8 protein-coding genes are annotated in these 14,954 nt (G+C 39.5%); 6 read left to right on the forward strand and 2 right to left on the reverse strand.

Translation table 11 applies throughout. From position 1 onward, the window contains the following. Position 1: 1 nt before the first annotated feature. Positions 2-238, reverse strand: coding sequence for an acyl carrier protein (locus ABWU87_RS12280; RefSeq protein ID WP_321436101.1), 237 nt, complete (start codon positions 236-238; stop codon positions 2-4). A 99-nt stretch (positions 239-337) separates the two neighbouring features. Here ABWU87_RS12280 and ABWU87_RS12285 point away from each other — a divergent pair, with 99 nt between their 5' ends. Then, on the forward strand, positions 338-985 hold the full coding sequence (locus tag ABWU87_RS12285) for a phosphoribosylglycinamide formyltransferase (RefSeq protein ID WP_434533925.1): 648 nt from the start codon (positions 338-340) through the stop codon (positions 983-985). Between the two features lie 142 nt (positions 986-1,127). Here the strand turns inward: ABWU87_RS12285 and ABWU87_RS12290 are convergent, their stop codons facing one another. Continuing rightward, the gene (locus ABWU87_RS12290; protein WP_353331124.1) at positions 1,128-2,987 is read right to left on the reverse strand and encodes a hypothetical protein; all 1,860 of its coding nucleotides are present in this window, start codon (positions 2,985-2,987) and stop codon (positions 1,128-1,130) included. A gap of 405 nt (positions 2,988-3,392) precedes the next feature. Between ABWU87_RS12290 and ABWU87_RS12295 the strand changes: the two genes are divergently transcribed. The 5 genes from ABWU87_RS12295 to ABWU87_RS12315 all read left to right on the forward strand — a co-directional run bounded on the left by ABWU87_RS12295 (position 3,393) and on the right by ABWU87_RS12315 (position 14,426). Further along, the gene (locus ABWU87_RS12295) at positions 3,393-4,340 is read left to right on the forward strand and encodes a polysaccharide deacetylase family protein (RefSeq protein ID WP_353331126.1); all 948 of its coding nucleotides are present in this window, start codon (positions 3,393-3,395) and stop codon (positions 4,338-4,340) included. Positions 4,341-4,430: 90 nt separating this feature from the next. Continuing rightward, positions 4,431-7,940: a SusC/RagA family TonB-linked outer membrane protein gene (locus tag ABWU87_RS12300; RefSeq protein WP_353331127.1), complete on the forward strand. Its 3,510-nt coding sequence runs from the start codon at positions 4,431-4,433 to the stop codon at positions 7,938-7,940. Positions 7,941-7,952: 12 nt separating this feature from the next. Further along, positions 7,953-9,773: a RagB/SusD family nutrient uptake outer membrane protein gene (locus ABWU87_RS12305; protein WP_353331129.1), complete on the forward strand. Its 1,821-nt coding sequence runs from the start codon at positions 7,953-7,955 to the stop codon at positions 9,771-9,773. Positions 9,774-9,932: 159 nt separating this feature from the next. Then, the gene (locus ABWU87_RS12310) at positions 9,933-11,384 is read left to right on the forward strand and encodes a sodium:solute symporter (protein WP_353331131.1); all 1,452 of its coding nucleotides are present in this window, start codon (positions 9,933-9,935) and stop codon (positions 11,382-11,384) included. Positions 11,385-11,390: 6 nt separating this feature from the next. After that, on the forward strand, positions 11,391-14,426 hold the full coding sequence (locus ABWU87_RS12315) for a xanthan lyase (RefSeq protein ID WP_353331133.1): 3,036 nt from the start codon (positions 11,391-11,393) through the stop codon (positions 14,424-14,426). Positions 14,427-14,954: the final 528 nt, after the last annotated feature.

Raw genomic sequence — 14,954 nt, forward strand, 5'->3', positions numbered from 1 at the left:
ATTAAGCTTTAGCAGCTTCAATGTATGTTACAGCGTCACCTACAGTAGCGATTTTTTCAGCTTGATCATCAGGAATGGAAATACCGAATTCTTTTTCGAATTCCATGATAAGTTCTACAGTGTCAAGTGAATCTGCACCTAAATCGTTTGTGAAGCTTGCTTCCAAAGTAACTTCAGATTCTTCAACGCCTAATTTATCAACGATAATCGCCTTTACTCTTGATTCAATTTCAGACATAACTTTAAGTTTTTAATTAATAAATTGAATTATTTTTTTAATTTTGCAGCTGCAAAGGAATGAATATTTATTGTTTCGAGCAAATATTTGACTAATAAAATTCGTTTCATTGCACATTTTTCACGAATTTGTGCACAGATTAATCCTTTTATGAAGATACGGATTGCAATTTTAGGTTCCGGTTCAGGTACAAATGCTGAAAATATCATCCGTTATTTTCAGGGTCATTCCACTATGGAAGTAGCATTGGTCTTGTCTAACAGGGCAGATGCCTATATATTGGAACGGGCCAGGATGTATGGAATTCCTTATATTGCCTTCACTAAAACAGATTTTCTTTCAGAAGAGAGTATCTTGCCTTTATTAGATGAAAACAGGATTGATTTTCTGGTTTTGGCGGGTTTTCTGCTTCAAATTCCTGAGGCGCTTATACAGTTATATCCGAATAAAATTATAAATATTCACCCGGCTTTGTTGCCCAAATACGGTGGAAAAGGAATGTATGGCAACCGGGTTCATGAAGCAGTGGTGGCTGCGGGCGAGAAATTCTCGGGAATTACCATCCATTATATAGATGAGCACTACGATTCGGGCAGCATTATCTTCCAAACAACATGTGAAGTTCTTCCCACTGATACACCTCACGATGTGGCTGTAAAGGTTCATGCGCTCGAATATCAATTTTACCCTCAAGTGATTCAAGAGACAATCAATAAAGAGTTTGGCCTGACTCCCGACATTAAGTAAAAATAGTTACACTGTATTGAAGGTGTGACAAACTCTTGTAAAAAACATCTTTTATATGTTTCGGTGTAAAGTTTGTCACCCCCATTGCCAAAGCGTTTCAGAATAACTAGCCTTTATACCCCCTCAAAAACACCGTGTAGTTTCATGCTTCCCGTTTAATCTTTCTGCAACTTTTGTATATTGTTTGTTTTCTGTTGACAATGAGGATGCTACGCTCTTTTCTATTCCTCTTGCTGCTGGTTTCAAAGTAGTTGTCTATCTCTGTTGCGGATACTCTTTTATTTACAGGAATTCCGTTTTTCTTGTAGACGTTAGTCAGCACCGTGCTCACCTCTGTCACAGTATATTCTTTCCCTGTTTCGAGCAGTTTGTGTATCCCGTGGGTAACGGCAGGACACTTTTTAAGTTGTTGAACACTCTTTCTTTTTAAAGAGCGAAGCATCTCCGATTCCCGGAAATTGATGCTGCGAAGATAATCGGCCCCTTTCAGGCGATAACAGTCAAACAAAGTATTGTCGAACGGAGTGTGTAGCAACCGGCTGGTTTGTCGTTCATAGAATTCTTTTTTTCGAGGGTCGTCCGTAAACCGGAGATGGCTGATTTTTTCCAATTGCCGTAATAGCAATTCTGCTCTCCACTTACGGGTTTTTGCCCGCTGACGTGCCAGCCGGTCGTTGTCGCTGAACAAATAATTCCGCGGCTGGAAATCCACCTTGAAGCTGGGCACTGCCTGGTAGGCGGCCAGCAGCTTGTTGGCATCGGTATAGAGCCCTTTCACCCGCTGGTCGTTGTAGAAATTGGCAATCTTGTATTCATTCCGGGTTCCGTCCTCGTTAAGATATTGGTTTTCGCTGATTCCCAGTAGTGCCTGCAGGTAAGTCCCTTTTTCACCCTCGCTCATTGCCCGATTATAAAGATTACGGATAGTTTCAATGGCCCGTAAGGAACCCTCCAGGTAAAGCTGTGAAGCTCCCTCTGTATAGTATTCAAGATCTTCCTTGATGCTGCTTATGTGTGTGATGCTTTTAACTCCGTTGCGGAAGCGTCCAACAATCTGGATAGCTTCCGTCGCGGGATCGATAGCAGACTGTGGGGCTCCTTGCATGTCTGATAAGATGATGACATGAGGTGGACGGGATGGTTCGATATCGACTGCGGAATAGAAGCGGCTTGTAAAGAAGTTGATCCTTGAAAGCTTTCCAATAAAGCTACTTGCTTTCCGTTTGAAGTTCTTGGAATGAATGTAGGTGAGCTTATCCATGGAGTTTTCGCTGCAAAAGGTGGTGACCTGTTTCTGCATTTCGAAAGGTAGTTCACAGAAGATTGATTCGAATGTGTCTATGGAGTTGCAGAATACACAGATGTTTGCCGGACTCTTTTCGGCCTCTTCCAGGAACGACTCGAGAATATTGTTGGTCACAATCAGCTTTATCTTTTTATGATAAATAAAGTTGGGCACAATCCGGAGCATGGTAAACCCCTGTTCCTCAAATCGCGGATCGGAGGCAATAAGAGGAGTGGCCGAAACCATTGCCTTGTTTCTAAATAGGAAGAAATCCTTCATCGGCAGTTCTATGGTTTCCCGGTAGTCGATATCCTGCACCAGTTTCTCACACTCGTCGAATAAAAGAAAGAACTCATTGTAGATATCAATTCCCAGCTCTTGTAATGTCTCCTTCATTCGCTGAAAACTTTCGGGAGTTACTATGATTTTTCTTCTGGTTTTATGCTTTTGCAAGTATCTCTCTATATCTTGGCCGGTAATGCCGGCATAAACCCCCAGTACCTGATTTTTGTGTTTCTTCACTTTACCCTCAATCACCGGCACGTTAGGTTCTACTATTATTGAGTCTCGGTTGCTTGTCAGTTCGCAATAAGTGGCTCCGATTCCGGTCAGGGTTTTGTTTATTATGCAACGGGTGGGCAACATCTCCTTTCCATCACGCTTCAGCGCATCCAGCAACCTCTCGTTCTTTTCAATCTTCAGAATCGTTTCTCTCATATACATTACTAAATTTAGGTTAATATAAAAATTCCGAAGATACAACTAATATATTACTTTATAAAAAAAAGTTTTCTTGTACAAAAGATATAATTGTTTTGTACAAAAGAAATAAATGTTCTGTACAGAAGAATGCAATCTTTTGTACAGCGCACAAAAAACTCATGCTTATGAATATTTCTTTTATAGATGAACTTTTTTTATATGTCGTTTGAGACTTATTATATTACTGATTGTATGGGGTGTTTAGCCCGGTTGAATTACAATATTTGGTTACATCTGAGCACTAAATTTAAATAAATTAATGTTTGAGAACAATAATTTAGCTATAAAAGGTATAACTTTTGAATTATATTAATTATGTTTGCAATTATTAAACGTTAACTAACTTCGTATTATTATAATATGAAAATAATAGGACTAATACTGTTTCAGTCTTTTCTGTCCCTCGGTTCGGTATCTCAGGAGAGTTGCTTTAACCAGGGAAGCAGTCTGTCTGATGACGATATGTTTCTCGTTTCTGGGAATCATTCTGAATCGGTATCCGGTTCTGCCTTTACACAACTACATTCTTATTCTATAATAGATAGTGAAAGGGAATCCATTCCCGCCTTTTCTTGTATTGATAATAATAACCTGACCGAAGAATTTCTCCTACAGGGCCCGTTTAGACGGGTCCTTGGAGGAATTATCCAGGGAGACTCTTCTCAAAAAAAGATTGCATTGGTTTTTACCGGCCATGAATTTGCGGATGGGGGTGAAACAATTAGTCGAACTTTAAAGAAGGAGAAAGTGAAAGGTTCTTTCTTTCTGACGGGTGATTTTTACCGTTTATTTCCTGCATTGGTAAATCAGTTACAGAAGGAAGGACACTATCTGGGAGCACATTCGGATAAACACCTGCTTTATGCAGATTGGGGGAAAAGAGATTCCACCCTTGTTACACGCGAGGCATTCCGGAAAGATCTGCAAGATAACTACCAAACAATGACTAAAGCAGGAATAAATCCACCTGTTAAAAAATTCTTTCTTCCGGCTTATGAATGGTACAATCAGGATGTATCCAACTGGTGTACTGAGCTTGGAGTGCAACTAATTAATTTTACTCCGGGAACCACATCGAATGCCGATTATACCGTACCTCAAATGAAGAATTATCGTTCTTCGGAAGAGATATATCGAAACATTATGAATTATGAACTTAAACACACTTTGAATGGATTTATGTTGTTAATTCATATTGGTACTGATAGCAAACGGACAGACAAATTGTATGACATACTTGATGAACTGATTGACGCATTGAAATCAAAAGGTTACGAGTTTGTGAGGGTGGATGAATTACTGAAGTAAATAAACCTTGGACCGATTACTGAGGTTAGATATTATGCAATTTCTTATTCAAGTAAGAATTATATATTTTGTTAAACTTAATGATCTATTATGAACACAATTAAACAATCTCGGGGAGTTTTTTCGAAGAAGCTCCTTACTGCGCTGGCAATTGTTTTCTTCTTCTCTAACACAGGAAGTATGAATGCAACCGCGAGTGGCTGGACTGCCAATGCTTCTCTTGGAGTGAGTGAACAGCAGCAACAGACAAATACTGTGAGAGGTACCGTGACCGACCAGAACGGCGAACCGATTATAGGTGCAAGTGTCACAGAAAAGGGGGCACCCAAAAATGGTACTGTGACAGATCTAGACGGACGTTTTACCCTGAAAGTAAAACCAAATGCTACTTTAATAGTAACTTACATCGGATTTAAAAAAGAAGAAGTTGCAGTAGGCGGTAAGACCTCTGTTAACATCTCTCTGAAAGAAAATGCCGAGCTACTGGAAGAGGTTGTTGTGGTAGGATATGGAACACAGAAGAAAGAGAACCTGACAGGTGCTGTAGCTTCTGTTGACGTAGACAAATCATTAAAAAACCGCCCGATAGCAGATGTAGGACGTGGTTTGCAAGGGTCTGTTCCAGGTCTTTCAATTATGATAGGAAACGGTGAAGTGGGATCTGATCCGGTTATGAAGATCCGTGGTCAGCTGGCCTCTATCAATGGCGGGTCTGCTCCATTGATCTTGTTGGATAACGTTGAAATTCCAAGTATTCAAATGGTGAACCCCGATGATATTGAATCAATTTCTGTTTTAAAGGATGCGGCTTCTTCATCTATCTATGGTGCAAAGGCAGCGTTCGGTGTTGTGCTGATTACAACAAAGAAAGGGGCAAAACAAGAAAGTATAAACGTTCAGTATTCAAATAACTTTTCCTGGCAAAATGTAGCCAAAGATATTCAAATGGGACAAATAGATGCATTGGAATATACGGTAGAAGCCATGGAGAGATCAAGTAAAACCATTGCTGGTGCATTTTGGTATGTTACCCGCGAAAGCTACAACAAATCCCTGGAGTGGCAGAAAAAATATGGTGGCACAGTAAAATCAGGAGATCCTATTGTATTTGGACGCGACTGGTATGTTGATTCTAGTAATCGTAAAATTGGTGTTAGAACTTATAACCCATATGACTATATGGTAAAAGAATGGGCTCCATCGATGACGCAGAACCTGTCAATTGCCGGAAGATCTAAAAATACTTCCTACAACATAGGACTAGGTTATCTGAGTGAAAGTGGTATGATGAAGCCAGCTAAAAAAGATAATTTTACTCGTTATAATGCTTCTTTAAGATTAAGTTCTGACTTGAATAAATACATTACAGTGAGAGCAGGAATGATTTATTCAAAACGTGATAAGAGATATGCATATGTAACTAACTCTACAACTGCTGACCCATGGTTGTATCTGTATCGTTGGGGACCATTGCAGCCATTTGGAACTGAAGATGGTGATTTGGTTAGAAGTCCGGCCTCTGAATCAGCCCAAGCAAACACAGCAAATCAAACATTTAATTACAATAATGTAAACTTGGGTGCTACAATCAATATTACAAAGAATTGGACAGTAGATGCTGACTTTACACATGCTAACCAGGAATTTATCTGGAACAGACCTGGTACACGTTACACAGCGCGAGACTCTTGGTCAAGCCCTGTAGCTAAAAATGATGCTAACGGTAATAGACTTTATGTTAACGATGCAGGAGAACTTGTTGATGCTACAGCTACAGGAGCAATGCCTGCTTTCCAGCTGAATAATTGGACCTATACTTCTGCAGGATCTAATCCGGACCATATTTATCGTAATTCGGAGAACTATTCCCAAGAAACTGCCAATATTTATACAACTTACAACTTTAAGCTGGCTGAAATCCACGCATTTAAAGCAATGGCGGGTATTAACCGGGTTGAATCAAAAACTGCAAACAACTGGTCGCAAATTACACAGTTGATTGATATTACCAATCCTCAGTTTAATTTAGCAACCGGAACACAAACTGCCGGAGGTGAAACTTACTGGGAGTCTCAGTTGGGTTATTATGGAAGATTGAACTACGCATTGATGGATAAGTATCTTTTTGAAGCGAATATTCGCTATGATGGTTCATCTAAATTCCCAACAGACCTAAAATGGCGTTGGTTCCCTTCTTTCTCTGCAGGATGGAGAGCTAGTGAAGAAAAATTCCTGGAATGGATGAAGCCGACTATTAGTTCGTTGAAATTCAGAGGATCATGGGGTACTATTGGCGATCAGACTGTAAGTAATGAATTGTATGTGCCAACTATGTCAAGTACAATTTCTTCTTGGTTGAATAATGGAACAAAACTAATCTATTATGGAACTCCTGCTGCTGTCTCTGCAAATATTACATGGCAAGATATCACTACATTGGATTTAGGATTTGATGTTCGTATGTTTGATAACAAGCTAGGGATATCATTTGATTGGTTCCAACGTACAACAAAAAATATGATTGTTCCGGGCGCCCCTGTAGCAAATACATTTGGATCTGGCGCTCCTAGTGGAAATTACGGAGAACTGAGAACAAGGGGTTGGGAAATTGCCCTTGATTTTAATCATCGATTTGAAAATGGAATCGGCATTAATGCAACAGCAACTCTTTCTGATGCAACAACCGTTATTACTAAATATGCTCCAGGAGCAACCAAAACTGTTACTAACAGCTATTATGAAGGTAAAACCTACGGTGATATCTGGGGATATAAAACTGACAGACTGTATCAGTACAGTGATTTTGAACTTGATGCCGACGGTAAACCACAGCTAATTACTTTAACTGCGGCTGAAAGTCAAAAATATGCTGGAAAGAAAGCTTATAAACTAAAGACAATAGACGGTAAGAAACCAGTGTACCAGGCTTATCTTCAGAACTCATCAGACTTCTATTTTGGCCCGGGTGACGTTAAGTTTGTTGACTTGAATGGAGATGGAGAAATCAATAATGGAAGTAATACAGAAGATGATCATGGTGACCTTTCAGTGATTGGTAACTCAACTCCTCGTTATGAATATGGAATTCGTTTGGGTGGTGATTATAAAGGTTTTGATTGTTCTGTATTCTTCCAGGGTGTAGGTAAACGGGATATCTGGGGAGCAGGTTTCCTTACTACTCCAGGATTTAACTCTTCAGATGGTGCAATGCCTCAGGCTATAGCAGGAGATTTCTGGAAAGATACTCGTACTGATGCTTTCTATCCACGTCCTTATAATCAGGCAGGAAGTGATAATTCGAACAATATGCAAGTACAATCTCGCTATTTGTTGGATATGTCATATTTGAGAATTAAGAATATCACTTTTGGTTATACACTTCCACAAAGTCTATTGAGTAAGGCATATTTGTCAAAGGCACGTATCTATGTTGCTCTTGAGAACTTCTTTACATTTGATCATTTACGTGATCTTCCTATTGATCCTGAAGTTATTTCTGGTTATTCAATGTTTAATTCCTCAAACTATAACTCAGGTCGTACAGGTGTTGGTACTCCGATGTTCAAGAGTTTGTCGTTTGGTATGCAAATTAACTTCTAAAATAATAATACAATGAAAAAGAATATATTAACATTGCTGTCTGCAGTAATCCTGATTATTACCGGATGCAACGATAACGTGCTGGATCGTCCACAGCTGAATAAGCTGGATGATGCCAACTATTGGGTTAATGAAAATAATTTGCGGTTGTTTGCGAATGGATACTATACAAATTTCCTGGTAGGATATAATTCAGGTTGGGGAACCGATTACGCGCCCTTACGTGGTTATAACTTCAGTGACGACTTTGTGACCTCTAACGTACAGCCCAACTTTGAATCGAGCATTCCTGATTCAAGAAGTAGCAGTACCTGGATGTCCGAATATAACGGACCTTCTTGGTATTTTGGTTGGGTACGTAAATCCAATCTATTCATAAACCGTATTGAAAATGTGGCAAAACCCAATTTAACCAAAGAAGCTTTTTCTCATTGGTTGGGTATTGCCAAATTCTTTAAGGCATTAGACTACAGTATGTTGGTTGCCTCATTCGGGGATGTGCCATATTACCCAAAGTCTTTTAATGAGACAGATTATGCAGAAATGTATAAGGAAAGAACTCCTCGTGGTGAAGTAATGGACTCTGTTTATGCTAATTTTAAATATGCGTTGGATAATGTACGTGCAAACGATGGATCACAATATGTAAATAAATATGTGGTTGCAGGATTTATTGCTCGCTGGATGCTATTTGAAGGAACATGGCAGAAATACCATAAAAATGACCAGGCAAGGGCGAAAAAGTACCTTGAATTTGCAAGAGATGCAGCCGAAATCGTAATTAATAGTAATAAGTATGCTATTGCAAGTGATTTCCGTTCTCTTTTCGGTTCGGAAGATCTTAGTGCTAACAAAGAGTGTCTGATTTACAGACAATATGATGCTTCTCAAAGCGTTACTCACCATGTGGCCTCATACTCCAATGGTAATGAAGCGCAGTCACCTGCACCCAACCTGTCACTTGTAAAAGCATTTATTTGTAATGATGGTAAGGTTTGGCAGAATTCAAGTGTTGCGAATGCAGACTCGTTTAATCTTGCTAACCTGATTAAGACACGCGACCCTCGTTTTGAAGCAACATTCTGGAATATACCGAAAGTTGAATCAGTTTCTCTACTTTATGCATGTAAATTCATCGACAGAGAGGGAACTAACTATGTAGGTAAAACAGTACCCGCTAAGTACGGAAGCAACACAAATACCAATGATTATCCAATTTTAAGATACTCTGAAGTTTTGTTAAATTGGATAGAAGCAAAGGCTGAACTTGCTACATTAGGTGGTTCGGCAGTTACTCAGGCGGATATTGATAAGTCAATTAACCAAATCCGTAACAGGCCGTTGGATGCAGTTGCTATATCAAGAGGTGTAACCAAAACGGCTCCAATGCAACTTGCTTCCCTTCCGAATGATCCTGACCGCGATAGCGATGTTCCGGCTTTGATCTGGGAAATTCGTCGCGAACGCAGAATGGAATTTGTTTTCGAGCATTCACGTCTGTTGGATATTAAGCGCTGGAAAAAGATTAATTATATGAACTGCACTACTCACCCTGATAATCTTGCCGGAGTCTGGGTTAACTTCCCGAAAGAAGTTCCAGCATATCTCGAAAAGGCAAAAATTGGAATCCTGAAAGTGAAAAATGCTGCAGGCAATATTATTACTTATGATGGGACCAATGCCAGTCAGATGGTTGGATTCTATATCCCGGAAGGAGCTAAAGATAGAAATGCATTCGATGACCGTGTTTATTTATCACCAATCGGAAAAACACAGATTGATTTATATAGTGCGAAAGGATACACTATATCTCAAACCCCTCTGTGGCAATAATCTTTTAAATCCATGAACTAAAAGAAAGAGGATAGGCTCTTTAAGACTATCCTCTTTCTAATTATTGTCTGATTAATTCCTTCGGTATGATTTAAGTAAATTAAGGATACCTAATATAAGAGAGTTTTTTGGATTTGATTCTTATAATAAAAAATATATATGAGCCCAATTCTTGTACTATCAACCATCATTTGTTATTTTATTCTTTTATATGTAATTTCTTATATTGCCGGTAGAAAAGCCGATAACGAAGGTTTTTTTGTAGGAAACAGAAAATCTCACTGGTATGTAGTGGCTTTTGCCATGATTGGTTCCAGTATCTCAGGGGTAACCTTCGTATCTGTCCCGGGAATGGTGGCAGTGAATAATTTTGCTTATCTTCAGATGGTCTTTGGGTTTCTGGCAGGGCAGGTGATTATAGCTTTCTTGCTTATTCCACTTTTCTATAAGATGAATCTGGTTTCAATCTACGAATATCTCGAAAATCGATTCGGGGTTTCAACCTATAAAACCGGAGCCTGGTTCTTTTTTATCTCTAAAATGCTTGGCGCAGCAGTCCGTCTGTTCTTGGTTTGCGTGGTTCTTCAGTTATTGGTGTTCGAACCATTGCATCTTCCTTTCTTCCTGAATGTAATTTTCACCGTATCACTGGTTTGGTTCTATACATTCCGCGGTGGTGTAAAAGCGCTTATCTGGACCGACTCGCTTAAAACGATCTGCTTGGTTGGCTCAGTTCTTTTCTGTATCTACTATATTGCATCCGACCTGCACCTCTCTTTTGGAGGAATGATGCAGGCAATTGCTGAACATGACTATTCAAAGACATTCTTCTTTGATGATGTTAATGATAAAAGATATTTTTTCAAGCAGTTTCTTGCCGGAGTCTTCACAATGATTGCCATGACAGGTCTTGATCAGGACATGATGCAGCGCAATTTGAGTTGTAAAAACTTCCGTGATTCACAAAAAAATATGATTACCAGCGGTATTTGTCAGGTTTTAATTATCCTGCTTTTCCTCATGCTGGGAGTTCTTCTTTATATATTTGCTACAAAATCGGGTATTGAGATTCCTAAAAAAAGCGATGAACTTTTCCCGTTAATTGCAACTCACGGTTATTTCCCCAAGGCAGTTGGTGTGCTGTTTATTGTGGGGCTTATCTCTGCAGCTTATTCGGCCGCAGGTTCTGCACTTACAGCTTTGACTACTTCATTTACTGTTGACATTCTTGGAAGTACAAGAAAAAAGACGGAGGAAGAAACCACTAAAGTGCGTAAAAAGGTGCATGTGGCTATGTCTGTGGTTATGGGACTTGTCATTATTGTAATCAATCTGCTTAATAATACCAGTGTGATTGATGCTGTTTATATTCTGGCTAGTTATACATATGGCCCAATTCTGGGAATGTTTGCTTTTGGGATGTTCGTGAAGAAGCAAGTTCGTGATAAATATGTTCCTTTGGTAGCAGTCTTGTCGCCAGTGCTTTGCTTTATTCTTCAGAAAAACTCACAGGCTTGGTTTAATGGATACTCTTTCAGTTATGAACTATTGATTTTTAATGCGTTATTTACCTTTATCGGTCTTGTTTTGCTTATTAAAAAACAAAAATAAATATATATGAAATCCATTCTTAAATCTTCTCTTAGTTTGATGGTTGCCGGATTATTTTTCCAGACAGCTAGTGCTCAGGGAATTTCAAAAGAAGTTCTTGCTTCAATAGGAGAATTCCTTACTGAGACATCTCGCAAGGAGATCTCTGTAGGAAAAATATCTGTTGATTCTGTCGCTGTGAATAAGAATACAATAGAGCTATATGCCAATATGAATTGTTCGTATATTTCATTTCGGGAAAATAATGTAACAGAAATATATGGCAGAATTAAACAGTTGCTTCCAGCAGAATATGCGAAATATGAGGTGAAGCTGATTACGGATAAACATGCTATTGAAGAACTTATCCCACTGGCTTTACGGACTAAAAAACCTAAGAAAGCTTTGACTTTCACAAATAAAATTGAAAAACCACTTATTTCGCGCATATCTGTTCCGTTTCGTCCAGAGTGTGGATTGTTGAACCGTCATATTGCCATGTGGCAAAGCCATGGTTACTACTATGAACCCAAGCTGACTCGCTGGGAATGGCAACGTGCACGTATTTTCCAAACAGTGGAGGATCTTTATACCCAAAGTTATGTACTCCCGTTTTTAGTACCAATGCTCGAGAATGCCGGAGCTAATGTGTTATTGCCCCGTGAACGAGATAACAATACAACCGAAGTGATTGTGGACAATGACGGTTCTCTTAGTGCAGGGTCGAAATATGCCGAAAAGCTTGGAGTAAAACAATGGTCGGAAGGAGCCGGATCTGGCTTTGCGCAGAAAAAGGAGTTTTATATTAATACAGAAAATCCTTTCCGTGATGGAACCTTCCGCCAGGTTGAGACCATAAAGAAAGGAGAGGAGAGTACTGCTGAATGGACTCCCGATTTGCCGAAGGCGGGTAGTTATGCTGTTTATGTATCTTATAAAACGGTTGAGAACAGTGCAGATGATGCCTTATATACGGTTTATCACAAAGGTGGAGTTTCTCAGTTTAAAGTGAACCAGACCATGGGAAGCGGAACCTGGATTTATCTGGGGCATTTTAGTTTTGATGCAGGGAAAAATAGCGATGCAAGAATCGTTTTGAGCAACCGTTCTTCAAAGTCTGGGAAAGTAATTACTGCGGATGCAGTGAAGATTGGTGGTGGTTACGGAAACATTGCTCGTAGGATTGCTGACAGTGGTGCAACGGAAAATGTGAAAAGTTCGGATGCCGGAGCACAGGGAGAGGTGAAAGTACTTCCAAAAGTGGACTATCCGTATGAGACAAGTGGGTATCCCCGTTACACAGAGGCCGCACGCTACTGGTTGCAGTGGGCTGGATTCCCGGAAACTGTATTCTCTCCAAGTAAAGGGGTAAATGATTATACCGATGATTATAAATCAAGAGGTCTTTGGGTGAACTATCTGGCTGGTGGTTCACAGGTTGATCCCCAGGCAGAAGGGTTAAAGGTTCCGGTTGATCTTTCTTTTGCATTCCATACCGATGCCGGTACTACCATGAACGATTCTATAATAGGCACATTGGGTATCTTCTGCACTAATACTGATGAAGGTAAATTTGCGAATGGTGCATCACGGTATGCCGCCAGAGACCTGACTGACCTGATACAGTCGCAGATTGTAAATGATATCCGGAATTTGTACGAACCTAACTGGAGCCGTCGGGGAATGTGGAACCAATCTTATTTTGAAGCTCGTGTACCAAAGGTTCCGACTATGTTGTTGGAGCTTCTTTCACATCAGAACTTTGCCGATATGCGTTATGGCCTTGATCCACGTTTCCGTTTCACAGTAAGCCGGGCTATATATAAAGGTATGTTGCAGTTCCTGGCTTCTCAATATAAACAAAAATATGTGGTTCAGCCATTGCCGGTGGATCATTTTTCACTCAGCTTTATAGGCGAAAATGAAGTGGAACTCAGTTGGGAACCAGTGAACGACCCGTTAGAACCTACTGCGGTAGCCGAACAGTATGTAGTATATACCCGAATTGGAGATGGGGATTTCGATAACGGTGTTGTGGTGAAAAAGAATAGTTATAATGTAAAACAAGTAGCTGGCCAAATATATAGTTATAAGGTGGCAGCACTAAATAAAGGAGGGCAGAGTTTCCCTTCGGAAATTCTCTCTGCCTGTCGGTCGGTTGATGAAAAGGGTGTTGTGCTGGTTGTGAATGGATTCGACAGAATTAGTGCTCCGGCCGATTTTGTTGCTGATGGCATTGCCGGTTTCTACGATGAACTCGATCATGGAGTTCCTTATAAAACCGATTATAAATATATAGGAAACCAGACGGAGTTCCGACGCAAAATTCCTTGGATGGATGATGATGCAGCCGGATTTGGTGCAAGTCGCGCAAATTATGAAACGCAGGTTCTAGCCGGAAACAGTTTCGATTATCCGGCCGTTCATGGTCAGGCTATTGCTCAATCAGGTTACTCATTTGTTTCCTGCAGCAGTAAGGCGGTTATGGATGGTCAGGTGAAACTGACCGATTACAAATATGTTGATTTGATTTTGGGGAAACAGCGTCTTACAAAATGCGGTCGTGGTGGTGTTCATCCACTTGAATTCAAGACTTTTCCAGCTATGCTACAGAGTGTCATCCGCGATTTTTGCTCGAATAAAGGCAATCTGTTTGTTTCCGGGGCCTTTGTAGCTTCCGACTTGTGGGATAATGATGCCCCCGATCAGGCAGATAAAGATTTTGCAACGAATGTACTAAAGTATAAATGGAGAACCGGACAGGCTGCAATTACGGGCAAAGTGAAGAGCGTGGCTTCTCCCTATTCTGAGCTGAAAGGTAAATATGAATTCTATAGCGAACTCAACCCCGAATGCTATGTGGTAGAATCTCCTGATGCACTTGAACCTGCCGGCAACGATTCGTATACTGTTTTCAGATATTCTGAGAATAATCTGAGTGCAGGTGTTGCCTATGCCGGAGATTACAAAACCTGTGTTCTCGGCTTTCCATTTGAATCTTTAAAGACAGCTTCACAGCGTGTACAGTTGATGAGCACCATTCTGAACTTCTTTGGAAAATAAATTTTAACCTTAATGTCTATATCTTAATAGAGGCCGCTTCAGAACAATACGTTGAAGCGGCCTTTTTGTTTGTTATGAGATAATAATTAAACCTCTATTCTTTTATATGACTAAATTTGTTGTGATGCTTTCTTAATATTTATAAGCTTTATATCTATAAGCTCTGCTAATGATTGGTTCAATTATTTTTTTTGAAATTAAAATCCTATTTCAATTAATTAATTATTGCAAATTTAAGATGGTTTATTTATCTTTGTTTTATCCACGTGGAAAGTTAATAGGATTGGCATATTCTATTTGTCTTTTCTATTAATTGAAACACTATATACTTGTCTTTAATCTTCAATTTTATTGCTCTAAAACATATAATTAATATATGAAAACATCTATTTACATTGTTTAAATATTAAATACAATATTTTGCAGTAAAACGTTGCAGCTTTTAAAAATACTTTGCTTATGTTTGCATATAATAATCAATATAAAAATGTCAACTGAAAGAGATTGTGCTTTTCAATCTTGTAAATA

Source organism: Bacteroides sedimenti, from assembly GCF_040365225.1.
Lineage (GTDB): Bacteria > Bacteroidota > Bacteroidia > Bacteroidales > Bacteroidaceae > Bacteroides > Bacteroides sedimenti.

Coding starts and splice junctions, on each gene's coding strand:
- ABWU87_RS12280 (WP_321436101.1), bottom strand. CDS start 238: ATGTCTGAAATTGAATCAAGAGTAAAGGCGATTATCGTTGATAAATTA.
- ABWU87_RS12290 (WP_353331124.1), bottom strand. CDS start 2,987: ATGAGAGAAACGATTCTGAAGATTGAAAAGAACGAGAGGTTGCTGGAT.
- ABWU87_RS12295 (WP_353331126.1), top strand. CDS start 3,393: ATGAAAATAATAGGACTAATACTGTTTCAGTCTTTTCTGTCCCTCGGT.
- ABWU87_RS12300 (WP_353331127.1), top strand. CDS start 4,431: ATGAACACAATTAAACAATCTCGGGGAGTTTTTTCGAAGAAGCTCCTT.
- ABWU87_RS12305 (WP_353331129.1), top strand. CDS start 7,953: ATGAAAAAGAATATATTAACATTGCTGTCTGCAGTAATCCTGATTATT.
- ABWU87_RS12310 (WP_353331131.1), top strand. CDS start 9,933: ATGAGCCCAATTCTTGTACTATCAACCATCATTTGTTATTTTATTCTT.
- ABWU87_RS12315 (WP_353331133.1), top strand. CDS start 11,391: ATGAAATCCATTCTTAAATCTTCTCTTAGTTTGATGGTTGCCGGATTA.